Raw genomic sequence first — 25,910 nt, forward strand, 5'->3', positions numbered from 1 at the left:
CAAAATGGATTTGCGCGGTGTCGATGGATGAGTTTAGGGGCAAGATGAAGGTAAAGTATGGCGCATAATTGGGACGATCTGCGGTTGTTTTTAGCCGTCGCACGCGAACAAAGCCTGTCGGGGGCGGGCAAGCTCGTGCGCCTTGATCCGGCAACGTTGGGGAGACGCGTGGCGCGGTTGGAAAAGGCCTTGGAGGTGGTGTTGTTTGTGAAATCGCCGCAGGGCTATGCCTTGACCGAAGCCGGTGCGCAGCTGTTGGAGCGGGCTGAACTCGCCGAGCAAGCCATGCGCAAAGCGACTGCGGATGTGGGGGGGCAAAGCGACCAGTTGACGGGGCAGATCCGCATCGGAGCACCGGATGGCAGCGCGAATTTTCTGTTGCCACAGGTTTGTGCCCGCATTGCCGGTGACCATCCGGGATTGGATATCCAGATCGTTGCCTTGCCGCGGGTGTTCAACCTGTCGCGGCGCGAGGCGGATATGGCAATCGCAGTCAGTGCACCGGAGGCGGGGCGTTTGACCGTACAGAAGATCAGCGACTATCATCTGCATCTCGCGGCGTCGGGGGCGTATCTTGCCGCACATGGACCAATCGAAAGCGTCGCGGCCCTGAAAGAGCACAGGATCGTCGGCTATATTGCGGATATGATTTTTGACCGCGAGTTGGACTATCTGGCGGACCTAGGGCTGGGGCAGGTCGCCTTGGGGTCGAATTCGGTGTCGGTGCAGGGGCATATGATCCAGCAGGGCGGAGGCGTCGGGGTAGTGCATGATTTTGCGTTGCCGTTTTTGCCCGGTGTGCAGCGTATCCTAACGAAAGAAGTATCGTTGAAGCGGGCGTTTTATCTGATCCGCCACGTCGATGATCAAAAGAACCACAGGCTGAGCCGCTTTGGGGATATCTTGAGTAGTGCTTTACGCAATGAAGTGCTTTTGCTGGAGGCAAAAGCTTGACACGCAAGGGGTTTTTGGCGGACCTTTGGATACCGTGGGTGGTCAAACAGGAGAAACAACCATGCTTGTCTCACAAATTCTGAAGTCGAAATCGGATGATGCGGTGGTGACATCCCTTCCGTCGATGCTGATCTCCGAAGCTGCAAAACTGCTGTCGGAAAAGCGGATCGGGACCTTGGTGATTTCATCCGACGGGCAAACCCCTGACGGTATTCTATCTGAACGCGACATCGTGCGTGAACTGGGACGGCAGGGCGCGCAATGTCTGCCCCTGACCGTAGACAAATTGATGACCACCAAATTGGTGACCTGCGGGCGCGATGACCGTGCCGACGAGATCCTGAAAAAGATGACAGAGGGGCGGTTTCGCCACATGCCGGTGCTCGACGAGGGCAAGTTGGTCGGCCTGATCAGCCTTGGCGATGTGGTCAAGGCACGCCTGTCCGAACTGGCGATGGAGAAGGACGCGCTTGAAGGGATGATCATGGGGCATTAACCTGCTTGCACCTGTCGGCGTGGCGTGGTTGCTTGCGCGAGAAATTGAGCTATCCAAATCGAACTGACAGTCAGGACACGGCATGCGCATTGGCCTTTATCCCGGTACTTTTGACCCCATCACGCTGGGGCATATCGACATCATCCGTCGCGCTGCCACCTTGGTGGACAAGCTGGTGATCGGTGTTGCGATCAACCGTGACAAGGGGCCCTTGTTCAATCTTGAAGAACGCGTGTCGATGATCGAAGCGGAATGTGCAGCACTTGCCAAACAGACCGGCATTGAAATCGTCGTACATCCGTTCGAGAATCTGTTGATCAATTGCGCCCGCGATGTCGGGGCTCAGATGATCGTGCGCGGCCTGCGTGCGGTTGCGGATTTCGAATATGAATATCAAATGGTTGGCATGAACCGTCAGTTGGATGATTCGATCGAGACTGTGTTCCTGATGGCCGAAGCGCAGCATCAGGCGATTGCCAGCAAGCTGGTCAAGGAAATCGCGCGGCTGGAGGGGGACATCAGCAAGTTTGTCACCCCCCGCGTTGAAGCCCGCGTGTTGGCCAAGTTCGCAGTTTAAAGGAACTGGGCCATCACGCCGGCGGTGTCCAGCATCCGGTTCGAAAAGGCCCATTCATTGTCATACCAGACCAGAACGCGGGCCAGATTTCCCTTCTGTACCGAAGTCTGATCGCTGGCGAAAATTGCGCTGGCCGGATCATGGTTGAAATCCGTTGAGACCAGCTTGCGGTCGGTCACATCCAGCACCCCGTTCAGCGCTCCGGCGGCGGCGTCCTGCATGGCTTGGTTGATCTGCGCAGCATCCGCGTTCTTTGACAGCTCCACCACCAGATCACAGCAGGACACATTTGGCGTCGGCACGCGGATTGCCGTGCCGGTAATCACCCCGTCAAGATGGGGTAGCACCACGCCTAGGGTCTCGGCGGCACCCGTTGTTGTCGGGATCATCGACAGGGCCGCAGCGCGCGCGCGATAAAGGTCTTTGTGGGCACGATCATGCACCGGTTGCGTGCCGGTATAGCTGTGCACGGTGGTCATATGTCCGCGCAAGATACCAAAGGATTCGTGCAACACATGCGCCACAGGGACAAGACAGTTCGTCGTGCAGGATGCATTGCTGATGATCTGGTCATCCGCTGTGATGATCTGGTGGTTCACGCCGTAAACCACTGTTTTCAGGTCTCCGGTGGCGGGCGCCGAGATCAGCACGCGCTTGGATCCATTTGCCAGATGCAACGCAGCGGTGTCGGGGCTGCGAAAGAACCCTGTGCATTCCAGCACGATGTCCACGTCCCCCCAGGGCAGCATGTCCGGTGCGCGTTCCGCAGTCACGCGCATCGGGCCGAAACCCACATCCATTGTGTTGTCACCCAGTGTGACGGGCTTGCCATAGCGGCCGTGTACCGAGTCAAATTCGAAAAGATGCGCAATGGTTTCAAGCGGAGCAAGGTCGTTGATGGCGACGACTTCGAAATCGCCCATCCCGCGTTCGATCAAGGCCCGCAACACGTTGCGCCCGATCCGCCCGAAGCCGTTGATGGCCAGTTTTACAGTCATGGCGTTACCTTTTGATCAAATTCTTGCGCCAAAAAGCGACACCGCGCGCCACATGTCAACGGGGGGCAGGGCGGGAAACAAGTACCGATACAATTTTCGTAAAAGTGCGGCGCGGGGACTAGCGCCAAAAGGCGATCCATTCGATCAGCTCGAAAAACTTCTTGCCGAGAAAGATCATATGATCTGTGCCGAACAACATCACGTCGACGACAATAGCAACGGTGATGAGGATGCCCAAAACGATGGCGATAGGGTTGGTCACGTGGCTCAGCTCCGCTCTGGTCCGCCCCGATATGACAGGGGCAGACCGGTCGCGCAAGGGTTAGCCCAATTCGCCCATGGCCACGGCAACATCCGCCATCCGCACGGAAAACGCCCATTCGTTGTCGTACCACGCCAGCACGCGCACAGTGCGGCCCGCGACCACAATGGTCTGGTCCGGGGCAAAGATGCAGCTTTCTTCGGTGTGGTTGAAGTCGATGCTGACCTTCTGCTCGGGATCATACCCCAGCACGCCCTTCATCGGTCCCTTGGCCGCGGCTTTGGCGGCGGCGTTCACTTCTTCGACCGTCACATCGCGCGAGGCGGTAAATGTCAGGTCAACGGCGCTAACGTTTGGTGTGGGCACGCGCATCGCAGTGCCGTCGAGCTTGCCCTTCATCGCGGGGTAAACTTCGCCCAATGCCTTGGCAGCACCGGTTGAAGTTGGGATCAGCGCCATGGCAGCCGCGCGGGCGCGATACAGGTCCGAATGGCGCCGGTCCAATGTCGGCTGGTCGCCGGTATAGCTGTGGATCGTGGTCATCAAACCGCTTTCGATGCCGATGGCTTCGTGCATCACCTTGGCAAGCGGGGCGAGGCAGTTGGTGGTGCAGGACCCGTTTGAGATCATCTTGTCCGACTTGACCATCGAATCGTGGTTCACGCCGTACACAACTGTGCGGTCAACGTTCTTACCCGGGGCCGATAGCAGCACGCGTTTCGCGCCTTGTTCGAGGTGGACGTTCGCCTTGTTGCCGTCGTTGAACTGGCCGGTACATTCCAGCACGACATCACAGCCGGTCCAGTCCAGTTCTTCCAGATGGTAGCTCGACATCACTTCGATGTCGTTCTGCCCAAGGTTCAGATAGCCATCCTCGACTGTGACCTGACCGGGGAAACGTCCGTGCACGGAATCGTATTTCAGCAGATGGGCCGCCGTGGCCAGCGGGCCGGTGGCATTCAATTTGACCACCTGAATGTCGTCGCGCCCGGAAGCGGCGATGTGGCTTAGCGTGCAACGGCCAATGCGGCCAAATCCGTTAATACCGACTTTGATGGTCATGAAATGCGTCCTTTAGGCAGAGGGATTGCGCGCTCTATAACTGCCCCTGTACCCAAGGTGAAAGGGCTAAAGGCAGGGGATAAGTGCCTGTTAGCGCTAAATTTTTGTGTTAGCGGTAAAGGTGGGGGCTTGCAGCGGCGCGCGATCACGCTAGTTTTGATTTTAACGTGTGAAAGGATGCCTGATGAGCGGATTGATAGCCCTGTTGGACGATGTCGCAGCCATTGCCAAAGTCGCAGCTTCGTCGATTGATGACGTGATCGGGCAGGCGGCCAAGGCCGGTACCAAAGCCGCAGGCGCGGTGATTGATGATGCTGCCGTATCGCCGAAATATGTTCAGGGCTTTGAGGCCAGCCGCGAATTGCCGGTCATCTGGCGGATCACAAAGGGCAGTCTGCGCAACAAGCTGTTGTTCCTGCTGCCGGCGGGGCTTGCGCTGTCGGCTTTTGCATCCTGGGCGATTGCGCCTTTGCTGATGTTGGGCGGTGCTTATTTGTGTTTCGAGGGGGCGGAGAAAGTCGCCCACGCCCTAGGGCTTAGTCACGGCCATGAAGATTACCCCGACAAGGATAAGGTCGTTGAGGATCCCGCGTCGCTGGAAGAACAAAAAGCGGCAGGGGCCATCAAGACCGATTTCATCCTGTCCGCCGAAATCATGACCATAGCCTTGGCCGCGATACCGCCGAGCAATTTCTGGATGGAGGCGGCAACACTGGCCGCCGTCGCAGTGATGATTACGGTGGCGGTTTACGGTGCCGTGGCCGTGATTGTGAAAATGGACGATCTGGGATTGCTGATGGCCAACAAGGGCCGGCTTGGCCTCACGCGCAGTCTCGGGCGCGGATTGGTTCGGGGCATGCCGGGGTTCCTGAAGGCGCTGACCGTTGTGGGCACGGCCGCGATGCTTTGGGTCGGCGGGTCCATCATCGTTCACGGGATGGAAGAACTGGGGTTCACCACATTGGGTCACTGGATACACGACGCGGCATACGCAGTTGGCCACATGGTGCCCCCGGCGATAGAGGGTGCAACGGAATGGTTCAGCAAGGCGGCAATGGACGGCGTGTTCGGATTGGGCTTGGGCCTGTTGTTGATCCCATTAGGCGAAAAGATCATCACGCCACTGTGGCGGGCGGTGTTTCATCGCGCGACTTAAACACCCCGCATGCGATCTTTCTTGGGGTTAGCGTAGCTCGCGAATTGCAGCGCGGCCAAGAAGCGCTGCGATAACCAGTTGTCCGCTCAAAACATACACGACAAAGGCCATAAGACCGGAACCGCCCAAGGCAAGCCAGACAGCGGCGCAGGTCAAACCGGCACAAAGTGCTGCGATCATAAATACGACAGGCATGTGATCCCCTTTTGACGGTTGGGCTTCACCCGATGGTACGGCGGTGAAGCCTAAGAAAGTATGAATCGTTCTGCGATCAACCATAGGTTAGGTTGATTTCCCGATCTAGGAAATACCTCATTCCGGCGGATATCGGCATTATCCCGCTATATACATGCGAATTTCCGCTTGTCGCATTGTCGAAATGCAAAAAGCCCCGTCCAAAACGGACAGGGCCTTCAATAATCTTCTGGTTGTGAAGCTTGGTTTAAAGCAATGCCTTGGCCGCGTCCGCAACACCCTGCGCGGTGATTCCAAACTTCTCGAACAGCTCTTCGGCAGGGGCGGAGGCACCGAAGCGGTCCATGCCAACAAAGGCCGCCTTGTTCGATTTGCCGCGCTCGCCAAACAACCAGCGGTCCCAACCCATCTGTACGCCAGCCTCAACACCAACGCGGACCGCGCCGCCCGGCAGGATACGTTTGCGATAGGCTTCGTCCTGCGCTGCGAACAGCTCCATGCAGGGCATGGACACCACGCGGGTGCCGATGCCCTCGGCCTGCAACATCTCGCGGGCCTGCATTGCCAGATGCACTTCGGAGCCGGTGGCGATCAGGATGACCTGACGTTTGCCTTCGGAATCCGCCAGCACATAGGCACCTTTTTCGACCAGATTGTTGTTCTTGTGTTCAAGGCGCACGGTCGGCAGCCCTTGGCGGGTCAACGACAGAACTGACGGCGTTTTCTTGGCCGTCAGCGCGATTTCCCACGCTTCTGCCGTTTCCACGGTATCGGCAGGGCGGAAGACATAGGTGTTTGGCGTGGACCGCGAAATTGCCAGATGCTCGACCGGCTGGTGTGTCGGCCCATCTTCGCCAAGACCGATGGAATCATGGGTCATCACGAAAACGCTAGGCACCTGCATCAGTGCCGCCAGACGCATGGCGGGGCGGGCGTAATCGGTGAAACACATGAATGTGCCGCCATAGGGGCGTACGCCGCCGTGCAGCGCCATACCATTCATCGCGCTTGACATGCCGTGTTCGCGGATGCCCCAGTACACATAGCGGCCCGCGCGGTTATCCGTGTCGAAAACCCCAAGATCGGATGTCTTGGTGTTGTTCGATCCGGTCAGGTCCGCAGAACCACCAACGGTTTCGGGCATGATCGGGTTGATCACTTCAAGCGTCTTTTCGGAGGAGGCACGCGTGGCAAGTTTTGGCGCGGTTTCCGACATCTGCTTTTTGAAGGCTTTGATCGTGGCGCTCAGTTTCTTGGGCGCATCACCAGCGAGGGCGCGGTTAAAGGTCTCGCGCTTGGCGCGTGGCATTTTGTCAAACCGTTCTTCCCATGCCGCACGTTCCGCCGCGCCGCGTTTGCCGATTTCTTCCCATGCCGATTTCACATCTGCGGGTACTTCAAAGGGCGCTGTGGTCCAACCATAGGCGGCTTTGGCAGCGGCCATCTGGTCGGGGTCGGTCAGGGCACCGTGGCCTTTTGATGTGTCCTGTGCTGCGTGGCCCAATGCGATGTGGGTTTTGCAGGCGATCATCGAGGGTTTGTCGGATTTGCGCGCTTCGGTCAAAGCGGCGTCAATCTCGGAAGGGTTATGGCCGTCGATTTCAATCACATGCCAACCGGCAGCTTCAAAGCGGGTCACTTGATCGGTGCGGTCCGACAGGGTGACGGGACCGTCGATGGTGATGTTGTTGTTGTCCCACATCACAATCAGCTTGGACAGTTGGTGGCGGCCGGCCAATGTGATCGCCTCTTGCGATACACCTTCCATCAGGCAGCCGTCGCCGGCGATGACATAGGTGAAGTGGTCTACTACTTTGCTGCCATAAGTCGCGCGCTGGATTTCTTCCGCCATGGCGAAACCCACGGAGTTGGCAATGCCCTGACCCAGCGGACCGGTGGTGGTTTCGATCGCATCGGCAAGGAAATTCTCGGGGTGGCCCGCAGTGCGTGCGCCCATCTGGCGGAAGTTCTTGATCTCTTCGATCGGGAATTGCGCATCACCGACCAGATGCAGCAGGGAATAGATCAACATCGACCCGTGACCGGCGGACAGGATGAAACGGTCGCGGTCAGGCCACAGTGGGTTGGCAGCATCAAACTTCAGGTGGTTTTCAAACAGCACCGTGGCGACGTCGGCCATGCCCATCGGCATGCCGGAGTGGCCGGAGTTGGCAGCGGCGACGGCGTCCAGTGTCAGCGCGCGGATGGCGGTGGCTTTGGACCAGTGGTCAGGGTTTGCGGTGCGCAGGGCGTTCAGATCCAAGGGAGGCTTCCTTATGGGTGAGCAATTCAGTTGCGCCCGTGCATACCAGCGCGCCCGCAAAGTTCAAGCCAAAGGCGCGCCATGGCGCGGTTGGGGTGAACTTCGCCGCTCAAGTGGCTGATCTCAAACGGGGGGGCGCATTTGGTGATTTCTTTGGGTAGGATTGACGAAATGTTGTTTCAGGGCGATTCGCGCCTTACATTGCACACGGGGCGACAAGAATGAACGAAAGCTTACGGGGGACCGCAGGAACATGAGTAACATCGACGAGCTGCAACGCCGCATCACTATGGCGATGGATCGGGTTGCAAGCGGGCTGGACAAGATCGGCAGCGCCCCTGCCGGACCGGACCCCGAAATGATGCAGGCGCTTGAAGACGAGCGCACCGCCAATGCCCAGCTGACAGAGCGGGTACGCACCCTCAAGGCGCGCTCTGAGGACGAGCTGGCGCAATTGCGTGCCAAGGTCGAGGAAGGTGCCGCCCGCATGGCGCAGCTGGACAGCGATTTGCAGCGGGTCCGCCGCGCCAACGCACAACTGTCAGAGGCCTGCGAAGCCTTGCAACAGGCAAATGCCGAAGGGGTGGGCGACCCGCATCTGATCAACAAGGCGATGCTGGCCGAACTGGAAGGGCTGCGCGCGGCGCGGGCTGCTGACGTGGCTGAAACCAGCGCCATCATCTCTGCACTGACGCCTTTGCTCGAGAACGCTACAGACGAGGAGACAGCCTGATGCCAGAAACGAAAATCACCATTGGCGGCCGTCAGTTCGAAGTGGCCTGTCAGGAGGGCGAGGAAACCTATCTGCATTCCGCCGCCAAAATGCTGGACGACGAGGCACAGGTGCTGTCCGATCAGGTCGGCCGGATGCCCGAAGCGCGCATGCTGTTGATGGCGGGTCTGTTGCTGGCCGATAAAACCGCCAGCGTCGAGGACAAGATCAAGGAAGTGCGCGCAGAGCTGGCCGAGCGCGAGGCCGAATTGGCCGGATTGCGTAATGCGGTTGTTGAACCCGAACGCATCGAGGTGCCCGTTGTGCCGCAGCAGGTCACCGATACTTTGGCCGAGGTCGCAGCGCAGGCAGAAGCACTGGCCGCCGCGATAGAAGAAAAAGCAAGCTAGGTCCGATTGTCCGGCTGTCTGTTAGGCTAAGCTGACCAACAGAAATAAATGTCTGACGTAATTGAATGTGTCGGACATAAAAAAGCGTTCCATCATCACTGATGGAACGCTTTTTTTCTCGTACGCAAGTAGAGAGTTACCTGCGGGTGTATATTACCCGTTGGCTTCGCGGATCTTGTCAGCGGCTTCCTTGTCGTACGCGACGCCGTTTTCCTCGAACAGGGTGTCGAGTTCGCCCGACAGGGTCATTTCGGTTATGATGTCACAGCCGCCGACAAACTCGCCTTTGACGTAAAGCTGCGGGATGGTCGGCCAGTCGGAAAAATCCTTGATACCGGCGCGGATGTCTTCGTCCGCCAGCACGTTCACATCGGAATAATCGATCCCCATGTAGTTTAGCACACCGGCCACGCGGGAAGAGAACCCGCATTGCGGCATTTCTTTGGTGCCCTTCATAAACAGGACGACGTTGTTTTCGGTGATGGTTGATTTGATACGGGTGGCTGCATCGCTCATGGAATTAATCCTTTGATTTCGTGGTATTGGATTGAGAGGTGTGAAACGCGTCGTGGTAACGCGCAGCATAGGTTTCATCGTCGGCCAGCGGCGGTACATCCGCATCGGCGCGTCCGAACACGCCTTTGGCGGACAACCAGTTGGTCTGCCCCCGCTCAAGGCTTTCGTTGCGCCGGTTTGTGCGGGACACGGCGTCGAGATCGGTCGCTTCCATACCCAACGGCACGTCACGGACGCGGCGCGGCGGCTGGCGACCGGCAAGCGGGCGATAGGTTGAACGCTGTGCACGGTATTGCACCAGACCGGTGATACCGACCCCGAGCAAAACCAGAACAAGCATCCAAACCCACATGGCGTTAATCCGGCGCTTTGGTGGTCAGCGCCAGTGCATGCAGATCACCGTTTGGCCCGTCCATTTTACCCTTTAGGGCCGCATAAACCGCGCGTTGTTGCTGCACCCGGTTCTTGCCCTTGAAAGAGGCATCTACCACCATCGCGGCCATGTGCACGCCATCATTGCCCTCTACAGTGATCTCGGCATCGGGGAAGGACGCGCGGATCAGCTCTTCGATCTCTTGGGCTTGCATGGGCATGGTCGGGGCTCCGGCTGTATGGGTATTGGTGTGTTTATCGTTGTGGGCCAGATGTAGTCGTCACAAGGGAGCTGTGCAAGCGAATGGGCTGTAATAATCGGGGGATGCACTATCCCATTGAGCGCGGCAGGGTGGCACATTAGGTGTTTGGGGGTGGGCGCGTTTTTGCGAAGGTGCCACAGGATTTTGACGGAGGGGCGACATGCAGCAAAGCGAAAGAGCACCGGAGCAGGCGCTGGACTGGGTGCGGGCGGGCAAGGGCGCTGTTCTGGCCACCGTGATCGAAACCTGGGGGTCGGCGCCCCGCCGTGTGGGATCACAGTTGGTGATCTCCGGCGAGGGCGAGATGGAGGGATCCGTTTCCGGCGGCTGCGTCGAAGGGGCCGTGGTGTTGGAGGCCATGGACGTATTGGAAAAGGGCGGTACCCGTCTGTTGGAATACGGTGTCAGCGACGGCGATGCTTTTGCGGTCGGGCTGGCCTGCGGCGGTAACATTCGCATCATGGTCGAACCCGTAGGTGCGGACGGTATGCCCGTTGAAATGCTGGAACAACTGGTGGCGGCGCGCGCCAATCGCAAGGCAATCGCCTATGAGGTTGCGCTGGATGGCTCCGAACGTGCGCTGCGCGAGGACGGCCACGCGGCGCGGTTCAGGATGGACCGCTCGGGGGTCAGCGAAGACGGGGGAAGCTTCGTCGCGATCCACAATCCGCCGTTACGACTGGTGGTCGTGGGGGCGGTCCATATCGCGCAAACGCTGGTGAGCATGGCACAGGCCGCCGGATTTGACCCAATTGTTGTGGATCCGCGTGAAGCCTTCGGCTCGGTCGCGCGTTTTCCCGACGCGAAGATCGTCAATGACTGGCCGGACGAGGCGCTCGACGAGATCGGCGGCGATGCCCGCACCGCGCTGGTGCTGCTCACTCATGATCCCAAACTCGACGACCCCGCGCTCCATGTGGGGCTGAAATCGGCGGCGTTTTACATCGGGGCCTTGGGCAGTTCGCGTACCCACGCGGCAAGGGTGACGCGCTTGCAGGAGGCGGGGTTTGACGCGGAACAAATTGCGCGGATCAACGGACCCGTCGGGTTGAACATCGGTGCGGCAGGACCGGCCGAGATTGCCGTGTCGATCATGGCCCAGATCATCCAGACGTTGCGCCGCACATGATCTTTGGCCCTGTTCCCTTGCGTGAAGCCGAAGGTGCCGTGCTGGCGCATTCGGTCGCGGTGCGTCAGCGGCGCCTGCGCAAAGGCCGCGTGCTTGGCCGCGCCGACATCGCCGCTTTGGCAGAGGCGCAGATCGACATGGTAATCGTCGCCCGACTTGAGGCGGGGGACGTGGGCGAAAATGAAGCTGCCACCACGCTTGCGAAAGCGGTGCTTGGCAGCGGGCAGGGATTGGACGTAACACCCGCGTTTACAGGTCGCGTTAACCTTCTGGCGCAAGGGGCCGGCGTGGTGCAGTTGGATGTCGCAGCACTTGAAGCGGTGAATGCGGTGGACCCGATGATCACAATTGCGACAGTGCCCCCGCATGGCCAGTTGGCCAATGGCGGCATGGCCGCGACGATCAAAATCATCTCTTATGCTGTTTCGGGCAGCGCGTTGCAGCGGGCGGTTGGTGCCGCTGGCAAAGGCGCGATATCGCTGGCCCGACCGGTGCTGCATACCGCAACATTGATTATCACAGAGATCCCCGGCGGTGCAGGAGACAAAGGGCGCAAGGCGATTGCGGACCGGCTGGCGGCACTTGATGTTGCGCTGGACGCCGTGGTGATGGTGCCGCATGAACGCGATGCTTTGGCGGCGGCCCTATCGGCCACGCAAAGTGATCTTGTTCTGGTGCTAACGGGCTCTGCCACGTCGGATCCGCAGGACGTTGGACCGTCTGCCTTGCGTGCCGCAGGCGGGCAGGTGGAACGCTTTGGCATGCCGGTTGATCCGGGTAACCTGTTGTTCACCGGCGACCTTTTGGGGCGCCCGGTGATAGGTTTGCCCGGATGCGCGCGCGCGCCGGCGCTGAACGGTGCGGATTGGGTGCTATCGCGGATTGTCTGCGGTGTGCCTGTCACCGCGCGGGATATTGCGGGCATGGGGGTGGGCGGATTGCTTAAGGAAATCCCGACCCGTCCGCAACCGCGGCGCGGGGCCAAGCCCTAAGCGGGAGGCAAACAGGCGTGCGGCGGCTGTGCTGTCTGGACCGGCAACCGGACGGGAAGGACGCGGGGTTTTTCCGATTATTCCGTCATATCGCAAAAACTATTGAATTTGTTATTCTCAACTGCGCTTGCCCGTGGTTAACTCCCCTCAAACACGAACACCAAGGGAGGATATTATGACACAGGTCAAAATGACCGTGAACGGCAAGACGGCGACTGGCGAGGTCGAAGGCCGCACGCTGTTGGCGCAGTTTTTGCGTGATGATCAAGGGCTTACAGGCACACACATCGGGTGTGATACCAGCCAGTGCGGGGCCTGCGTGGTCCATGTAAATGGCGAGGCGGTCAAATCCTGCACCATGCTGGCCGTCGAGGCCGAAGGCGCTGTGGTTGACACGATCGAAGGGCAGGCAGCAGCGGACGGCACGCTTAACGTGATCCAGCAGGCGTTTCAGGACCACCACGGGTTGCAATGCGGTTTCTGCACGCCGGGCATGGTGATGTCGGCGGCGGCCTTGCTGAAAGAGAACCCCAAGCCCACCGAAGCGGATGTGCGCCACTATCTTGACGGCAACATCTGCCGTTGCACCGGCTATCACAACATCGTCAAGGCGATCATGGCCGCATCCGGTCAGGATGTCAGCGCGATAGCAGCTGAATAAGTGACGGGCCCTGATTTCATCGAGACCGGCACAGACGACAGGGACGCCACAGCGGCGTTCTTTCACAACGTCATGGGCTGGACTCGGGAAAGCATGGGCGGGGGGCACCTTGATGGGAGAGATCGCGGATGCCCCCGGTTTTGGCAGCTTTGCCACCTGCACTGATCCGCGCGGCGTGCGGTTCGGTTTGCATCAGAATTAGGGGCGCGGGGCGTGCGTGATGTGTGCCAATGTCAGACCCCACCAAACGCAAGGTGCATATTCTGCACCAATCTAGGGAGGAAATATTATGCCTAAGGACGGCGGAGTTGGTGCCAGCAGCAAGCGGCGCGAAGACGTCCGGTTTTTGACCGGAAATGGCAAGTATACTGATGATATCAACATGCGGGGGCAGGCCTATGTGCATTTCCTGCGCTCTGATGTGGCTCATGGCACGCTGACCAAAGTCGACACGTCGGCCGCAGCCGCGATGCCCGGTGTGGTACAGATTTTTACCGGTGAAGATTTTGCAGAAATCGGCGGTATGCCCTGCGGCTGGCAGGTCACTGACAAACATGGCGACCCGATGCAGGAACCCAAACACCCTGTGCTCGCCCACGGCAAAGTGCGCCATGTCGGCGAACCGATTGCCGCTGTTGTCGCCGAGACGCTGGCGCAGGCCCGTGATGCAGCGGAAGCCATTGAGGTCGACATCGCAGAACTGCCCGCCGTGGTGAATATGAAAGATGCAGTCAAGGATGGTGCACCCAAGGTGCACGACGATCTGCCCGGAAACCTTTGTTATGACTGGGGTTTTGTTGAAGAGAACAAAGGCGCGGTTGACGAGGCGTTCAAGAACGCGGCCCATGTCACCACGCTTGAGTTGACCAACAACCGTCTGGTCGCGAACCCGATGGAACCCCGTGTGGCCGTGGGCGATTACGACCGCTCTGATGGGGAGCACACGCTTTATACCACCTCGCAGAACCCGCATGTCATCCGTCTGCTGATGGGCGCGTTTGTGTTGGGCATTCCTGAACACAAGCTGCGTGTGGTTGCGCCGGATGTGGGCGGTGGTTTTGGCACCAAGATTTTCCATTATCAGGAAGAAGCATTCTGTACCTTTGCGGCAAAGGCCGTAAACCGTCCGGTCAAATGGACCTCAACCCGTTCCGAGGCATTTGTATCGGATGCCCATGGCCGCGACCATGTGACCAAGATCGAATTGGCGCTGGATGCAGACAACAACTTTACCGCGCTACGCACTGATACTTACGCCAACATGGGCGCGTATCTGTCGACCTTCGCGCCCTCTGTGCCGACGTGGCTGCATGGCACGCTGATGGCAGGCAACTACAAGACGCCGCTTATCTATGTGAACGTGAAGGCAGTGTTTACCAATACGGTGCCGGTGGATGCGTATCGCGGTGCGGGCCGTCCCGAAGCAACCTATCAGCTTGAGCGCTTGGTCGATATGGCCGCGCATGAGCTGGGCGTCGATCCGATTGCCCTGCGCCGTCAGAACTTTATCACCGAGTTCCCTTATGCCACGCCCGTCGCGGTGGAATATGACACCGGCGATTACAACGCGACGATGGACAAGCTTGAGGAAATGACGGACATGTCCGGCTTTGAGGCGCGGCGCAAGGCGTCAGAGGCCAAGGGCAAGCTGCGCGGTTTTGGTGTGAATTGCTACATCGAGGCCTGCGGCATCGCGCCGTCAAACCTTGTGGGTCAGCTGGGCGCGCGTGCGGGTCTATACGAATCCGCTACGGTACGCGTTAACGCGACCGGTGGTTTGGTCGTGATGACCGGTTCGCACAGCCACGGGCAGGGGCACGAGACGTCCTTTGCGCAAGTGGTGGCCGAGATGATCGGCATTGACGAAAGCATGATTGATATTGTGCACGGCGATACCTCCAAAGTGCCGATGGGCATGGGGACCTATGGTTCCCGTTCGATCGCCGTAGGCGGATCGGCCATGGTCCGCGCGACGGAGAAAATCATCGCCAAGGCCAAGAAGATCGCGTCGCACCTGCTCGAAGCCTCCGAAGGGGATATCGAGTTGAAAGACGGTGCGTTCAGCGTTGCGGGCACGGATAAATCCGTCGCTTGGGGCGATGTGACACTGGCTGCATATGTGCCGCATAACTATCCGCTGGATGACATCGAACCGGGTCTGGAAGAGACGGCGTTTTATGACCCGTCAAACTTTACCTATCCGTCGGGCGCATATGCCTGTGAGGTGGAGCTGGACCCCGAAACGGGTCAGGTCACCATCGAAAGCTTTGCGGCAGCGGATGATTTCGGCAATATCATCAACCCGATGATTGTGACCGGTCAGGTACATGGCGGGATCGCGCAGGGTGTCGGTCAGGCGCTGCTTGAAAATTGCGCCTATGACGAAGACGGCCAGTTGTTGAGTGCATCCTACATGGATTACGCGATGCCACGGGCCAGTGATTTGCCATTCTATGATGTGGATCATTCGTGCCAGACGCCGTGTACGCATAACCCCTTGGGGGTAAAGGGCTGCGGTGAAGCGGGGGCGATTGGATCGCCGCCAGCCGTGGTGAATGCTGTGATCAACGCGATGCGGTCCGGCGGGCATGATGTAAAACACATTGATATGCCTGTGTCACCCAGCCGTGTTTGGGCAGCGATGAACGGGTAAGGCGCACGGTGCGGGGGCCGTGGGTCGTCGCACCGGTGCTGTTTGATGGAATGTTCGTGTCGTGCAAGCGCGAGACGAGTTTAAAGGCAAGATGAAGCAGGGGGTGCGTGGCACATGCAGCGTCGCCCCGGTGGAAAGGTAGAAGAGAATGTATGATTTTGATGTAGAGCGGCCCGCAACAGTCGCGGAAGCGGTCGGTGCGCTGGGGCGTGAAGAAGCGCAACCCATGTCTGGGGGGCAAACTTTGATCCCGACATTGAAAGCACGGCTTGCAGCCCCGTCGGTTCTGGTGTCGCTGGGCGGGATCGAGGAAATGAAGGGTGTGTCGATGTCGGGCAGTCAGCTGTCCGTGGGCGGCGGCACCACCCATGCGACAGTCGCGCGCGAGGCGGCGGCGCATTATCCCGCATTGGCTGGCCTTGCGGCGCGGATCGGCGATCCGGCGGTGCGTAACCGGGGCACCATTGGCGGGTCCGTTGCAAACAATGACCCTTCGGCCTGCTATCCGGCGGCTGTGTTGGGCAGCGGGGCGACTGTTGTCACCAACCAACGCGAGATTGCGGCGGACGACTACTTTCTGGGTATGTTCGAAACAGCCCTTGAAGAAGGTGAGATTGTAACAGCGGTGAACTTTCCGATCCCGACGGCCGCGCATTACGAAAAAATGATCCAGCCCGCGTCGCGCTTCCCGTTGGTTGCGGTCTTTGTGGCAAAATTCGCAGACGGCGTGCGCGTTGCGGTGACAGGGGCGTCCAACAATGGCGTGTTCCGCTGGACCGAAGCCGAAGAAGCACTGAGCGCGAATTTCTCTGCCGACGCGGTCGCGGAGTTGAAGGCCGACGGGTCCGAGATGATCAGTGATTTGCACGGGACAGGTGCCTATCGCGCGCATCTGGTTGGTGTAATGACCAAACGGGCCGTCGCCGCCATTTCCTGATCCCGAAACCGTTTGACGAGACAAAGCCGCGCGCCGTTGGGTGCGCGGCTTTTTGCTGTTGATATTGAATAGCGGAACCTCTTGCCCCGATATCGGTTGTCCGACCAAGGCCAGTAAAACTGGCGATAGATTCCCAGTGAGGACACAACAATGAAAAAGCTATTCCGATCCACAACCGCCCTTGGCATGAGTTTGGCCCTCGCATGGCCTGCGACCGGTTTCGCGCAAGATCTTGATACTTGTGATGTAACGGCAGAAATCCCGCTGTTTCCTTGCACGGTTGAGGGCACTGTGATCCGCAGTGCTGAAGAGCTGAGCAAAATCGTTGCCGAGACGGAGGTGCCGCAGGTACAGCAACAAGATAGCGTGGCCGTAGAACGCGGTAATGTTGACGCGCAAGACGAACAAGCCCGCAAAGATGCTGAGGCCGCAGCAGCAGCGCAAGCGCAAGCAGAGGCTGATGCCGCAGCGCAAGCAGAGGCTGATGCCGCAGCTGAGGCAGAAGCTGAGGCCGCAGCGCAAGCGGAGGCTGTTGCTGCAGCAAAGGCGCAAGCTGAAGCGGATGCGGCAGCGATAGAAGCGGCGCGAGCCGAAGCGGATGCGGCCGCGCAGGCCGAGGCGGACGCCGAGGCTGCAAATCAGGCACAGGCCGATGCGGATGCGGCGGCAGCCGCGCAAGCTCAAGCCGACGCTGACGCCGCAGCGCAAGCGGAAGCGGAGCGTTTGGCGGCAGAGCAGGCGCAGGCCGAAGCCGACCGCGCCGCGCTGCGTGAAGAACGCGCCGCCGCACGACAAGCGGAACTGGACGCCGCCGCAGCAGCCGCCGCCGCAGCAGCCGAGGGGCAAAGCAATGGCGAGGTGGTGACAGAGGAAATCGCCGAAGGTCAATTGCGTTCTTCCAGCGAGGAATTCGAAACTGCCGTGACCGGCGACGGCGCAGAGGCCGGCAGTGATGATGACAGCGGGCTTAGCAAGTTCGAAAAGGCTCTTTTGTTGGGGCTGGGCGCTGTGGCTGTCGGTGCGGTCCTGAAAAACGGCGACAAGGTTCTCAGCCGCTCTGGTGATCGTGTGGTGGTAGAGGACCCCAACGGCGACCTGCGCGTGTTGAAAGACGATGACGCGCTGATCCGCCGGGCTGGTGATCAGGTCGCGACGGAAACATTCGATGACGGTTCGTCACGCTCCATCGTGACCAAGCCGGACGGTTCGAAAATCATCACTGTGCGGGGCCGGGACGGCACGGTGTTGCGCCGCGTAAACATTGACGCGCAGGGCAACGAATATGTGTTGTTCGACGATCTGGCCCAAGAGGAACAGGTTGTGGTCACTGAATTGCCGCCGGTTAAACAAAGCTTTGCGGCAGTAGGCACACAGGACGAGGCCGCATTGCGCGCCGCGCTTGAGGCCGAGATGAACGCCGGACAGGACCGCCGCTTTTCACTGCGGCAGGTGCGCGACATCAAGCAGGTGCGTGCTTTGGCACCGGAGTTGGAGTTGGACGCGGTCCGCTTTGAAACCGGTTCTGCTGCAATCCGGCCCGAACAGGCCCGCAGCCTTGCCAAAATTGGCCGGACGCTAAGCGAATTGGTAGCAGCTGATCCACGCACGGTGATCCTTGTAGAAGGGCACACGGACGCGGTGGGCAGCGCGACCTATAACCTTGCCCTGTCTGACCGTCGGGCCGAAACGGTGGCATTGGCATTGACCGAATATTTCGACGTGCCGCCGGAAAATATGGTCACGCAAGGCTACGGGGAAAGTGCGCTAAAGGTGCTGACCCTTGCTGACGAGGTCAAGAACCGCCGCGCTGTTGTGCGCAACATTACCAACCTCCTGCGCTAAACTCTGCGCTCACGAAACAAATGAAAAGCCCCCGCGGAAATGTTCCGGCGGGGGCTTTTTGGTATTCTTGTTTTGAACGGTGCGGCCTTATTTCGGCAGCGGCCCGATCAGCATGACCATCTGGCGGCCTTCCATCTTGGGGAAGTTTTCCACGCGGCCTGCGTCTTTGGTGTCTTCGGCGACACGTTCCAACAGCTCGCGGCCCAAGTTCTGGTGCGCCATCTCGCGGCCCCGGAAACGCAGGGTGATTTTGACCTTGTCGCCGTTCTCAAGAAACTTGAATACATTGCGCATCTTGACTTCATAGTCGTTCGTATCCGTGTTCGGACGGAACTTGACCTCTTTGATCTCGATGATCTTCTGCTTCTTGCGGGCTTCGGCTTCGCGTTTCTGCGTTTCGTATTTGAATTTGCCGAAATCCATGATCTTGCAGACGGGCGGATTGGCGTTTGGCGAAATTTCCACCAGATCAAGCCCGGCCTCTTCGGCCATTTCCATAGCGCGCGCAGGCGTAACAACGCCGACATTCTCGCCATCAGCGCCAATCAGGCGAATTTCATTTGAACGGATGTTATCATTGACGCGCGGGCCGGTGTCACGTTGCGGCGGCGCATTATGTGGTCTGCGAGCGATGGTGGTGGTCCTTTGATTATTCACGATCTATCGAGGCCATAAAGTAGCTGTGACAGGCGGTATCTTCAAGCCGCTAAATTTCATCTGGGGGGGCTTTGCCGATTTATTCCCCCTTGCGCCTCGCGGCGCAGTTGCGCATTTGACCATCAAGCGGCCCAATGTCCATTGACGGCGGGCAGCATTCTGAAACTTGGGGATAAAAATATGAAGAATCTGGTTTGGATTGTCGTTGCAGCCATCGTCGCCGGCGTTGGCTATATGTTGTTTTCTGGCAAAACACCGACCGAGATGGTGAGTGAAGCCTCTGACGCGGTAAACGCGCCTGCGGCATTGGAAGCGGCATCAGAAGCGGTCGGTGAAGTCGCTGACGCGGCCAAGGAAACCGTTGCTGACGCTGTTGAGGCGACAGAAGACGCAGCCGAAGCAACAAGCGAAGCGGCAAGTGATGCTGTTGCGGCGACGAGCGAAGCTGCGAGCGATGCGGCGGCTGCAGTTGCTGACGCGACAGAAGGTGCGGTTGAGGCCGCAGGCGAAACAGCGGATGCCGCAGGCAAGGCAATTGCCGAAGCGGCAGATGATGCGGTCGAGGCCGTTACCGGCACGGCAGAGACATCTGGCGATGCAGCGGCCGAAGCTGTGACATCAGTGACGCAAGACGCTGCGACTGCGACTGAAGCCGCCACAGATGCAGTTGAGCAGACCGCGACGACCGCCGGCGAAACTGCAAGTGAAGCGGCACAAGCGACGACCGAAGCCGCAGAGGCCACGGCTGAAGCGGCGACAGATGCTGCTGATGCGACGGCTGAAGCTGCAACGGATGCTGCCGACGCAACGGCTGAAGCAGCGACAGATGCTGCTACAGCCACAACCGAAGCTGCAACAGATGCCGCAAACGCGACCGCAGAGGCGGCAACGGATGCTGCCGACACCACCGCGCAAGCTGCTGATGCAACAGCGGAATCAGCGACAGAGGTTGCAACAGAGACTGCCGACGCTACAGCGGATGCGGCTGCGGATGTTGAAGCGGCCACGACGCAGGAGATTGAAGACGCTGCTCAGGCCGTGGCCGAAGGCACTGAAACACCTGCCGAAGCGTCGCTGGTGGAGCAGTTGCTAAGTGTTGACGGTTTCGATCTGGAGAAAGTAACGGCGATGGTTGAAGAGTCCGAACTGGGCGCTTTGCAGAAAACCGTGCTGACCAAAGGTCTGAAATCAGCGCAGGACAATCCTGAATTGCTGCAGGTTGCTTTGGAGAAAATCCGCGAAGCTCTGGGCATGTAATCGCGCCCCACATGGCAAAAAGAAACCCGCGTTCGAGATATCGAACGCGGGTTTTTTTCTTTTCCGATCGGATGTTTATCCGACGAAAGCTTTCTCGATCACGAAATGCTTGGGGTCTGAATTTGCCCCTTCTTCCAGGCCGAACCCTTCGAGGATCGCCAGAATATCCTTGTTGAAATCAAGGCTGCCACAAACCATCGCGCGGTCGGTTTCCACATTGATCGGGTCAATGCCCAGATCGCGGAACACTGTGCCATCTTGCAGTAGCGTGGTGATGCGCCCCATTTTCGGGCTCTCTTCGCGTGTGGTAGTCGGGTAATAACGGATCTTCGCAAGGTTTTCGACGCCGATCAATTCCTGCATCATCTCGTCAGCTTGCAGATCTTCGATCAACTTGCGGCCGTATTCCAATTCGTTCACGTCCCGGCAAGTGTGTGTGACGATCACCTCGTCATAATTTTCATAGGTTTCCGGTTCACGCAGCAGCGATGCGAAAGGCGCGAACCCCGTACCGGTGGCAAAGAACCAGATCCGTTTACCGGGCAGCAGCGCATCGTGCACCAGCGTGCCGACAGGTTTCGGGCGCAGGATGATCTCATCCCCCACCTGAATGTGCTGCAATTTCGAGGTCAGCGGGCCGTCCTGTACCTTGATCGAATAGAACTCCAGCTCGTCATCCCAAGCGGGGGAGGCGATGGAATAGGCCCGCAACAGCGGCTTTTGCTTGCCGGTTTCGGGGTGTGGATCACCCATCAGGCCGATCATCACGAATTCGCCGGAACGAAAGCGCATGGAGGCGGGACGGGTGACACGGAAAGAGAACAACCGGTCTGTCCAATGGGTGACAGCGGTGACAGTCTGCGCGTCAGGCAGGGTGGGTACGGCTTTGGCGGTTTGTGTGTTCACGGGGGAATGCTCGGTCATATTCATTAGTACACACATGAAAATGTGTACTCCTCTCTTAGATCAGAAAAGGGGTGGGGGCAACGTTTACAGGTGCGACACGTCAGCCGCGCAGGCGCGACTGATAATTGTGCTCCTGCCAGTTGGCGCGGAATTGCCATTGATCGGCCGGCTGGCGGGCGGCGATTTCATCGGTGACCTCGACTTCGTCAAAGCCGGACCGGCGTGCCATAGCGTATTGATCGGCAATCACATGCCCCTTGGCACGCAGCCGGCCGGTATAACCGCGCAGACGCAACGCGCGTGCGATGGTAAAGCCGCGCCCGTCCGCCGCAGACGGAAAATCAATGCGGATCATGTCGATGCTGGGCTGCAATTCCACGTCTTCGGGCTGTGCATCTGATGGCAGGTCAAGGGCGCGGCAATCATTGGCCGCTCCGGCTGCGCAAAACCCGTGGGTCCAGTCATCGGCAACAAAGCCGGTATCGTTGATCAGTTGTGTCATGTGGATGCTCCTATGCGGACGGCTTTGCCATCTACGAAATGAATGCCGCATTCGTCTTTGGATTGATCGCGCCACCGGCCGGCGCGGGGGTCTTCGCCCGCCGCCACGGGCGAGGTGCAGGGCGCACAGCCGATAGACGGATAGCCCTGCGCCACCAGCGGATGACGCGGCAGGTTGTTTTCTTCGATGTAATGCTGCACGTCCTCGGCGGCCCAGAAGGCCAGCGGGTTTACCTTGATCCGCGTACCTGCGCCGTTCTGCGTTGCTTCGGTTTCGAAGTGCGGCAGTTGGGCACGGGTGCCGGATTGGAAACGTTTGCGGCCTGTGATCCAGCCATCGAACCCATCTAGCGCCTTTTGCAGCGGAACGGTTTTGCGCAGCGCACAGCAGGCATCGGTATCGGTTTTGTGCAGCTGCCCGCCGGGATCAAGCGTGGCAATATCGTCAGCTTTGATCACGGTAATCCGTGTCAGCCCCAACTTAACCGCCACTTCGCGCTGATAAGCCAACGTTTCGGGGAACAGCATTTCCGTGTCGATGAAAAGAATCGGCAGATCCTTTTTCACACGCGATGCCAGATGCAGCAACGCCACCGATTCCGCGCCAAAGCTGGAGACCAACGCAAGATTGGGCACCGACTCCACCGCCGCCCGCATCACGTCATGCGCCGCGTGATGGCGCATCTGGACGTTCAGGCGGGCGACCTGCGCATCCGGCGCAGGGGGGTGGTGGGGATCATCAAGCGGCATTTTCGCGGACTTTCTGAACCTGAGCCTCTGGGTAAAGCGCCGCCTTGAACGGAGCGAGGCCAAGCCGTCGATAGGTTTGCAGGAACTCCTCCGCCGGGTCGTTGCGCAGATCGAGATAGGCCAGAACGATGCGCTCCACCGCTGGAATGATTTCATCCGCAGAAAAACCCGGACCGGCCCGTTCGCCAATTGTTGCGTCCTCGGTGCCGTCACCGCCGAGCGTGATCTGGTAGTTTTCCACGCCTGCGCGATCCAGTCCGAGGATGCCGATGTGGCCCACATGGTGGTGACCACAGGCGTTGATGCAGCCCGAGATTTTGATCTTGAGCGGGCCAACTTCATGCTCCAGCTTCAATTCGTCAAAACGGGTGGCGATTTCCTGTGCGATCGGGATCGAACGCGCCGTTGCAAGGGCGCAATAATCCATGCCGGGGCAGGCGATGATGTCGGAAATCAACCCGATGTTCGCAGTCCCCAGCCCTTCGGCTTTCAGCGCGTAATAGACTGACGGCAAATCACCCTTGTGCACATGCGGCAGGATCACGTTCTGTTCGTGGCTGATGCGCAGCTCGTCATGGCCATAGCGTTTGGCCAAAGCGGCCATCAGACGCATCTGGCGTGACGTCGCATCCCCGGGTGTCTTGCCATGCGCCTTGAGCGAGATCGAGACAATGGCATAATCGGGGTTACGATGATCGGCCAGATTGGTATCGGCCCAGGACCGGAACACCGCATCATAGTGATAGGCGTTGTCGAAAGGGGAGGTGTCGGCTGTCTTAAACGTCGGCAGCGCAAAGTCGCTTTCGATACGGGCCAGCATTTGCTGGTCAACGCCGGTGAACTGCGCACGGATCAGCGCATATCGCGCGTCAACGCGGGCGCGGATGTCTTCGATGCCGTTCTCGTGCACGGTGATCTTGATCCGCGCTTTGTATTTATTATCGCGCCGTCCCAACAGGTTATAGACCGAAACGATGGCTTCGAGCGTTGGCAGAAGGTCTTCGGCGGATACGAAGTCATAAAGCACCTTGCCGATCATCGGGGTGCGGCCAAGCCCGCCGCCGATAATGACCTTATACCCGATCTCATCGTTTTGACGGACGATTTGAAGCCCGATGTCATGGGCTTTGATCACCGCACGGTCGGCCTCGGCACCGGTCACGGCCACCTTGAACTTGCGCGGCAGGAACTGGAACTCGGGGTGGTCGGTGGACCATTGGCGAATAAGTTCGGCAACCGGGCGCGGGTCTGCGACCTCATCCGCGGCAGCACCGGCGAAATGATCCGCCGTCACGTTGCGAATGGTGTTGCCCGAGGTCTGGATGGCATGCATGTTCACCGCCGCCAAGGCGTCGAGCATATCCGGCACATCGCGCAGCTCAGGCCAGTTGTACTGGATGTTCTGGCGCGTGGTGAAATGGCCATAGCCCTTGTCCCACTTGTCCGCGATCATCGCCAGCGTGTCCATCTGGCGGCTGTTCAGCGTGCCATAGGGGATCGCGACGCGCAGCATGTAGGCATGCAGCTGCAGATACAGACCGTTCATCAGGCGCAGGGGCTTGAATTCATCCTCGGTCAGGGATCCGTCAATGCGGCGTTCGACCTGTGCACGAAACTGGGCGTTGCGTTCCTTGAGAAAGGCGTCGTCGAAATCAGTGTAATGGTACATCAGAATTGCTCCTGTTTGCCGTGGGCATAGTTGGAAGGGCCACGGGCGCGGAAATCTTCGCGAAAATGGGTCGGGACAGGCGTGTTGCCCTCAAGCGTGACATCCGCAAGGTAGACGCCAACCACATCGCCCGTCTGGGCGGCGGCCTCGATCATGCGCAGGTCGGCGTGGGCTTCGTCTGTAAAGACTTCGGCCTGCGCCAACTGACGGGTCCAGCCATCGTCGGCAAGATAGATCACATCCCCTTCAAGCAGGGCATTGGCGGTGATGACTTTGGGGGTGAAGGGCTTTGGCATTATGCCATCTCCTCAAGTTTGATATCGGTTGCGGCGGCGGCAGCAGCGCGTGGCGCAAGGCCGTAAAAGGTAAGGGCGGGGCCGGACATGGCGGCGGATGAAATGTCATCCGCCATGCGATCCAGCGTGGTTTCCAGAATACGCTGATCCGCGCGCGATGCGTTTTCGATCACTGTGACGGGGGTGGCACGGTCCGCGCCGTGCATCAGCAGGCGGCCTTGCACGAAACGGGCAGATTTCTTGCCCATGTAGATCGCCGCGACTTCGTTCTTGCGGGCAAGCTGCGCCCAGTCGTGATCGGCAAAACCCTTCATGTCATGGCCCGTCAGGAACCGGACAGAGGCATTGCGCCCGCGCCGCGTCAGGCTTTGCCCGATGGAGGCGACAGCAGCAGAGGCCGAGGTGATCCCCGGCACGATATGCCAGCCGATCTGATGGGCATCGACTGCGTCGATTTCTTCGTCCAGACGCCCGAAAACAGTGGCATCGCCGGACTTCAGGCGAACGACCTGCGCACCGGTTGACGCGTGTTCGACCAGCAAATCGTTGATTGTCTCTTGCGAGGTAGACGGGCCGAACCCTTCCTTGCCCACATCGATCATCACAGCTTCGCGCCGCGCAAGTTCGAGGATCTCGGGAGAGATCAGCCGGTCGTAGATTACCACATCGGCTTCATCGAGGGCGCGGCGTGCTTTCAGGGTCAGCAGCTCGGGATCGCCCGGACCCCCACCGACAAAAGCCACATGCCCCGCACGGGCGGTTTTGTTCAGATGGGTTTCAAGCAACGCGTCAAGCGCCGGCTGAACTTGCTCTTCACTCTCGTTCATCGCCTTTGGGCCGGTGTTGAAATAATAGTCGCGCCAGAAATCACGCCGCGCACGGCCAAACGGCAGCGCATAAGACGCGGCGCGAAAAGCCTTGCCGATGCGGGCAAGCGTGCCGAGGCTTGCGGGCAGGCGTTCTTCGAGATCAGCCTTGATCGCGCGGGCCAGCACAGGTGCTGCGCCTTCGGTCCCGATGGCGATTGTGACAGGATCACGGTCGACGATGGCGGGCGTGATAAAAGCGCTGTCCTCAAGATTATCAACGATATTGACCAACGCCCCTTCGGCGCGTGCAATAGCGGCCGTGCGTTTGTCTTCTGCGGCGTCTTCGTTGGCTGCGTAAAACAGCGCGGCGCAAATCGTATCGCCATGATCGAACGCCCGCCGGATCAGGGTCAGTTTGCCGCTCGCGGCCCAGGTCACAATTTCGGCGGCGGGTGCGGGGGCAAAGACGGTCAGCCGTGCTGTGGATTTCATCAGCAGGCGCAACTTGGCGAGCGCGGCGTCACCACCGCCCGACAGGACAATGCGACGGCCTGTGGTCGCGAGGAAGATTGGGAAGTGATCCATTGGTGCCTGCCGTTCGTTGTTTTCTGCATT

The 25,910-nt window shown here is 59.2% G+C and carries 28 protein-coding genes; 13 read left to right on the forward strand and 15 right to left on the reverse strand.

Annotated features, from left to right (window positions below; translation table 11 throughout):
- Positions 1 to 57: 57 nt before the first annotated feature.
- From Z947_RS0111740 to coaD, 3 genes are all read left to right on the forward strand, one after another.
- Positions 58 to 954, forward strand: coding sequence for a LysR family transcriptional regulator (locus tag Z947_RS0111740; RefSeq protein ID WP_025044499.1), 897 nt, complete (start codon positions 58 to 60; stop codon positions 952 to 954).
- 61 nt (positions 955 to 1,015) lie between these two features.
- A complete protein-coding gene (locus Z947_RS0111745) occupies positions 1,016 to 1,450 on the forward strand; it encodes a CBS domain-containing protein (protein ID WP_025044500.1) in 435 nt (144 codons plus the stop codon).
- 82 nt (positions 1,451 to 1,532) lie between these two features.
- Positions 1,533 to 2,027, forward strand: a complete 495-nt coding sequence (coaD, locus tag Z947_RS0111750) for a pantetheine-phosphate adenylyltransferase (RefSeq protein ID WP_025044501.1) — start codon at positions 1,533 to 1,535, stop codon at positions 2,025 to 2,027.
- Here the strand turns inward: coaD and gap (Z947_RS0111755) are convergent.
- The 3 genes from gap (Z947_RS0111755) to gap (Z947_RS0111765) form a co-directional block, all read right to left on the reverse strand.
- Positions 2,024 to 3,025, reverse strand: coding sequence for a type I glyceraldehyde-3-phosphate dehydrogenase (gene gap / locus Z947_RS0111755; RefSeq protein ID WP_025044502.1), 1,002 nt, complete (start codon positions 3,023 to 3,025; stop codon positions 2,024 to 2,026). The two genes, coaD and gap (Z947_RS0111755), sit on opposite strands and share 4 nt — an antisense overlap.
- 118 nt (positions 3,026 to 3,143) lie before the next feature.
- Positions 3,144 to 3,287, reverse strand: a complete 144-nt coding sequence (locus Z947_RS22220; protein WP_025044503.1) for a hypothetical protein — start codon at positions 3,285 to 3,287, stop codon at positions 3,144 to 3,146.
- Positions 3,288 to 3,347: 60 nt separating this feature from the next.
- Positions 3,348 to 4,349, reverse strand: a complete 1,002-nt coding sequence (gene gap, locus Z947_RS0111765; protein WP_025044504.1) for a type I glyceraldehyde-3-phosphate dehydrogenase — start codon at positions 4,347 to 4,349, stop codon at positions 3,348 to 3,350.
- A 184-nt stretch (positions 4,350 to 4,533) separates the two neighbouring features.
- Between gap (Z947_RS0111765) and Z947_RS0111770 the strand changes: the two genes are divergently transcribed.
- Positions 4,534 to 5,505 carry a DUF808 domain-containing protein gene (locus Z947_RS0111770; RefSeq protein WP_025044505.1) on the forward strand — a complete coding sequence of 324 codons (972 nt, stop codon included), beginning with the start codon at positions 4,534 to 4,536 and terminating at the stop codon, positions 5,503 to 5,505.
- A 27-nt stretch (positions 5,506 to 5,532) separates the two neighbouring features.
- Here Z947_RS0111770 and Z947_RS22090 read toward each other — a convergent pair whose 3' ends face one another.
- Together Z947_RS22090 and tkt are read right to left on the reverse strand one after the other, a co-directional pair.
- Positions 5,533 to 5,700: a hypothetical protein gene (locus Z947_RS22090; protein WP_156026652.1), complete on the reverse strand. Its 168-nt coding sequence runs from the start codon at positions 5,698 to 5,700 to the stop codon at positions 5,533 to 5,535.
- Between the two features lie 247 nt (positions 5,701 to 5,947).
- Positions 5,948 to 7,963, reverse strand: a complete 2,016-nt coding sequence (tkt, locus tag Z947_RS0111780; RefSeq protein WP_025044506.1) for a transketolase — start codon at positions 7,961 to 7,963, stop codon at positions 5,948 to 5,950.
- A 253-nt stretch (positions 7,964 to 8,216) separates the two neighbouring features.
- Here tkt and Z947_RS0111785 point away from each other — a divergent pair, with 253 nt between their 5' ends.
- Both Z947_RS0111785 and Z947_RS0111790 read left to right on the forward strand, forming a co-directional pair.
- Entirely contained in the window at positions 8,217 to 8,696 is a 480-nt protein-coding gene (locus Z947_RS0111785) for a hypothetical protein (protein ID WP_025044507.1), read from the forward strand.
- Positions 8,696 to 9,085 (forward strand): cell division protein ZapA, encoded by a 390-nt coding sequence (locus Z947_RS0111790; protein ID WP_025044508.1) that lies wholly within the window; start codon positions 8,696 to 8,698, stop codon positions 9,083 to 9,085. The genes Z947_RS0111785 and Z947_RS0111790 overlap by 1 nt, the downstream gene beginning before the upstream one ends.
- A 153-nt stretch (positions 9,086 to 9,238) precedes the next feature.
- Here Z947_RS0111790 and grxD read toward each other — a convergent pair whose 3' ends face one another.
- Genes grxD through Z947_RS0111805 form a run of 3 tightly spaced genes read right to left on the reverse strand, consistent with a single transcriptional unit; the run spans position 9,239 to position 10,194 of the window.
- Positions 9,239 to 9,601, reverse strand: coding sequence for a Grx4 family monothiol glutaredoxin (gene grxD, locus Z947_RS0111795; protein ID WP_025044509.1), 363 nt, complete (start codon positions 9,599 to 9,601; stop codon positions 9,239 to 9,241).
- A gap of 4 nt (positions 9,602 to 9,605) precedes the next feature.
- Entirely contained in the window at positions 9,606 to 9,953 is a 348-nt protein-coding gene (locus Z947_RS0111800; RefSeq protein ID WP_025044510.1) for a hypothetical protein, read from the reverse strand.
- A gap of 4 nt (positions 9,954 to 9,957) precedes the next feature.
- Positions 9,958 to 10,194: a BolA family protein gene (locus Z947_RS0111805; protein WP_025044511.1), complete on the reverse strand. Its 237-nt coding sequence runs from the start codon at positions 10,192 to 10,194 to the stop codon at positions 9,958 to 9,960.
- 202 nt (positions 10,195 to 10,396) lie between these two features.
- Between Z947_RS0111805 and Z947_RS0111810 the strand changes: the two genes are divergently transcribed.
- From Z947_RS0111810 to Z947_RS0111840, 6 genes are all read left to right on the forward strand, one after another.
- Positions 10,397 to 11,365, forward strand: coding sequence for an XdhC family protein (locus Z947_RS0111810; protein ID WP_025044512.1), 969 nt, complete (start codon positions 10,397 to 10,399; stop codon positions 11,363 to 11,365).
- Positions 11,362 to 12,357: a molybdopterin-binding protein gene (locus Z947_RS0111815; protein WP_025044513.1), complete on the forward strand. Its 996-nt coding sequence runs from the start codon at positions 11,362 to 11,364 to the stop codon at positions 12,355 to 12,357. Before Z947_RS0111810 ends, Z947_RS0111815 begins: the two co-directional genes overlap by 4 nt.
- Before the next feature lie 175 nt (positions 12,358 to 12,532).
- Positions 12,533 to 13,018: a (2Fe-2S)-binding protein gene (locus tag Z947_RS0111820; RefSeq protein WP_025044514.1), complete on the forward strand. Its 486-nt coding sequence runs from the start codon at positions 12,533 to 12,535 to the stop codon at positions 13,016 to 13,018.
- A gap of 289 nt (positions 13,019 to 13,307) precedes the next feature.
- On the forward strand, positions 13,308 to 15,671 hold the full coding sequence (locus Z947_RS0111830; RefSeq protein ID WP_025044515.1) for a xanthine dehydrogenase family protein molybdopterin-binding subunit: 2,364 nt from the start codon (positions 13,308 to 13,310) through the stop codon (positions 15,669 to 15,671).
- Between the two features lie 148 nt (positions 15,672 to 15,819).
- Positions 15,820 to 16,608 (forward strand): FAD binding domain-containing protein, encoded by a 789-nt coding sequence (locus tag Z947_RS0111835; protein ID WP_025044516.1) that lies wholly within the window; start codon positions 15,820 to 15,822, stop codon positions 16,606 to 16,608.
- A 150-nt stretch (positions 16,609 to 16,758) separates the two neighbouring features.
- Positions 16,759 to 18,450: an OmpA family protein gene (locus Z947_RS0111840; protein WP_025044517.1), complete on the forward strand. Its 1,692-nt coding sequence runs from the start codon at positions 16,759 to 16,761 to the stop codon at positions 18,448 to 18,450.
- Positions 18,451 to 18,537: 87 nt separating this feature from the next.
- Here the strand turns inward: Z947_RS0111840 and infC are convergent, their stop codons facing one another.
- Positions 18,538 to 19,107, reverse strand: a complete 570-nt coding sequence (gene infC, locus Z947_RS0111845) for a translation initiation factor IF-3 (RefSeq protein WP_235602353.1) — start codon at positions 19,105 to 19,107, stop codon at positions 18,538 to 18,540.
- Positions 19,108 to 19,287: 180 nt separating this feature from the next.
- Here infC and Z947_RS0111850 point away from each other — a divergent pair, with 180 nt between their 5' ends.
- Positions 19,288 to 20,364 carry a hypothetical protein gene (locus Z947_RS0111850; RefSeq protein ID WP_037939470.1) on the forward strand — a complete coding sequence of 359 codons (1,077 nt, stop codon included), beginning with the start codon at positions 19,288 to 19,290 and terminating at the stop codon, positions 20,362 to 20,364.
- Between the two features lie 75 nt (positions 20,365 to 20,439).
- Here the strand turns inward: Z947_RS0111850 and Z947_RS0111855 are convergent, their stop codons facing one another.
- The 6 genes from Z947_RS0111855 to cysG form a co-directional block, all read right to left on the reverse strand.
- On the reverse strand, positions 20,440 to 21,288 hold the full coding sequence (locus Z947_RS0111855) for a ferredoxin--NADP reductase (protein ID WP_025044520.1): 849 nt from the start codon (positions 21,286 to 21,288) through the stop codon (positions 20,440 to 20,442).
- Positions 21,289 to 21,370: 82 nt separating this feature from the next.
- A complete protein-coding gene (locus tag Z947_RS0111860) occupies positions 21,371 to 21,772 on the reverse strand; it encodes a DUF934 domain-containing protein (protein ID WP_025044521.1) in 402 nt (133 codons plus the stop codon).
- The gene (locus tag Z947_RS0111865; protein WP_025044522.1) at positions 21,769 to 22,521 is read right to left on the reverse strand and encodes a phosphoadenylyl-sulfate reductase; all 753 of its coding nucleotides are present in this window, start codon (positions 22,519 to 22,521) and stop codon (positions 21,769 to 21,771) included. The genes Z947_RS0111860 and Z947_RS0111865 overlap by 4 nt, the downstream gene beginning before the upstream one ends.
- Entirely contained in the window at positions 22,511 to 24,190 is a 1,680-nt protein-coding gene (locus Z947_RS0111870) for a nitrite/sulfite reductase (RefSeq protein WP_025044523.1), read from the reverse strand. Before Z947_RS0111870 ends, Z947_RS0111865 begins: the two co-directional genes overlap by 11 nt.
- Positions 24,190 to 24,486: a DUF2849 domain-containing protein gene (locus Z947_RS0111875; protein ID WP_025044524.1), complete on the reverse strand. Its 297-nt coding sequence runs from the start codon at positions 24,484 to 24,486 to the stop codon at positions 24,190 to 24,192. The genes Z947_RS0111870 and Z947_RS0111875 overlap by 1 nt, the downstream gene beginning before the upstream one ends.
- Entirely contained in the window at positions 24,486 to 25,880 is a 1,395-nt protein-coding gene (gene cysG, locus Z947_RS0111880) for a siroheme synthase CysG (RefSeq protein WP_025044525.1), read from the reverse strand. Before cysG ends, Z947_RS0111875 begins: the two co-directional genes overlap by 1 nt.
- Between the last annotated feature and the right edge of the window lie 30 nt (positions 25,881 to 25,910).

Source organism: Sulfitobacter geojensis, assembly GCF_000622325.1.
Classification (GTDB): domain Bacteria; phylum Pseudomonadota; class Alphaproteobacteria; order Rhodobacterales; family Rhodobacteraceae; genus Sulfitobacter; species Sulfitobacter geojensis.

What these genes read in the sequence shown, in the direction of transcription:
- Z947_RS0111800 (WP_025044510.1), bottom strand. Translation starts at nt 9,953, where the DNA reads ATGTGGGTTTGGATGCTTGTTCTGGTTTTGCTCGGGGTCGGTATCACC.
- gap (WP_025044504.1), bottom strand. Translation starts at nt 4,349, where the DNA reads ATGACCATCAAAGTCGGTATTAACGGATTTGGCCGCATTGGCCGTTGC.
- Z947_RS0111790 (WP_025044508.1), top strand. Translation starts at nt 8,696, where the DNA reads ATGCCAGAAACGAAAATCACCATTGGCGGCCGTCAGTTCGAAGTGGCC.
- cysG (WP_025044525.1), bottom strand. Translation starts at nt 25,880, where the DNA reads ATGGATCACTTCCCAATCTTCCTCGCGACCACAGGCCGTCGCATTGTC.
- Z947_RS0111875 (WP_025044524.1), bottom strand. Translation starts at nt 24,486, where the DNA reads ATGCCAAAGCCCTTCACCCCCAAAGTCATCACCGCCAATGCCCTGCTT.
- Z947_RS0111830 (WP_025044515.1), top strand. Translation starts at nt 13,308, where the DNA reads ATGCCTAAGGACGGCGGAGTTGGTGCCAGCAGCAAGCGGCGCGAAGAC.
- Z947_RS0111745 (WP_025044500.1), top strand. Translation starts at nt 1,016, where the DNA reads ATGCTTGTCTCACAAATTCTGAAGTCGAAATCGGATGATGCGGTGGTG.
- Z947_RS0111805 (WP_025044511.1), bottom strand. Translation starts at nt 10,194, where the DNA reads ATGCCCATGCAAGCCCAAGAGATCGAAGAGCTGATCCGCGCGTCCTTC.
- Z947_RS0111840 (WP_025044517.1), top strand. Translation starts at nt 16,759, where the DNA reads ATGAAAAAGCTATTCCGATCCACAACCGCCCTTGGCATGAGTTTGGCC.
- Z947_RS0111860 (WP_025044521.1), bottom strand. Translation starts at nt 21,772, where the DNA reads ATGACACAACTGATCAACGATACCGGCTTTGTTGCCGATGACTGGACC.
- Z947_RS0111870 (WP_025044523.1), bottom strand. Translation starts at nt 24,190, where the DNA reads ATGTACCATTACACTGATTTCGACGACGCCTTTCTCAAGGAACGCAAC.
- coaD (WP_025044501.1), top strand. Translation starts at nt 1,533, where the DNA reads ATGCGCATTGGCCTTTATCCCGGTACTTTTGACCCCATCACGCTGGGG.
- Z947_RS0111740 (WP_025044499.1), top strand. Translation starts at nt 58, where the DNA reads ATGGCGCATAATTGGGACGATCTGCGGTTGTTTTTAGCCGTCGCACGC.
- Z947_RS0111820 (WP_025044514.1), top strand. Translation starts at nt 12,533, where the DNA reads ATGACACAGGTCAAAATGACCGTGAACGGCAAGACGGCGACTGGCGAG.
- Z947_RS0111850 (WP_037939470.1), top strand. Translation starts at nt 19,288, where the DNA reads ATGAAGAATCTGGTTTGGATTGTCGTTGCAGCCATCGTCGCCGGCGTT.
- Z947_RS0111815 (WP_025044513.1), top strand. Translation starts at nt 11,362, where the DNA reads ATGATCTTTGGCCCTGTTCCCTTGCGTGAAGCCGAAGGTGCCGTGCTG.
- Z947_RS0111810 (WP_025044512.1), top strand. Translation starts at nt 10,397, where the DNA reads ATGCAGCAAAGCGAAAGAGCACCGGAGCAGGCGCTGGACTGGGTGCGG.
- Z947_RS0111770 (WP_025044505.1), top strand. Translation starts at nt 4,534, where the DNA reads ATGAGCGGATTGATAGCCCTGTTGGACGATGTCGCAGCCATTGCCAAA.
- gap (WP_025044502.1), bottom strand. Translation starts at nt 3,025, where the DNA reads ATGACTGTAAAACTGGCCATCAACGGCTTCGGGCGGATCGGGCGCAAC.
- grxD (WP_025044509.1), bottom strand. Translation starts at nt 9,601, where the DNA reads ATGAGCGATGCAGCCACCCGTATCAAATCAACCATCACCGAAAACAAC.
- Z947_RS0111785 (WP_025044507.1), top strand. Translation starts at nt 8,217, where the DNA reads ATGAGTAACATCGACGAGCTGCAACGCCGCATCACTATGGCGATGGAT.
- Z947_RS0111855 (WP_025044520.1), bottom strand. Translation starts at nt 21,288, where the DNA reads ATGACCGAGCATTCCCCCGTGAACACACAAACCGCCAAAGCCGTACCC.
- Z947_RS0111865 (WP_025044522.1), bottom strand. Translation starts at nt 22,521, where the DNA reads ATGCCGCTTGATGATCCCCACCACCCCCCTGCGCCGGATGCGCAGGTC.
- Z947_RS22090 (WP_156026652.1), bottom strand. Translation starts at nt 5,700, where the DNA reads ATGCCTGTCGTATTTATGATCGCAGCACTTTGTGCCGGTTTGACCTGC.
- Z947_RS0111835 (WP_025044516.1), top strand. Translation starts at nt 15,820, where the DNA reads ATGTATGATTTTGATGTAGAGCGGCCCGCAACAGTCGCGGAAGCGGTC.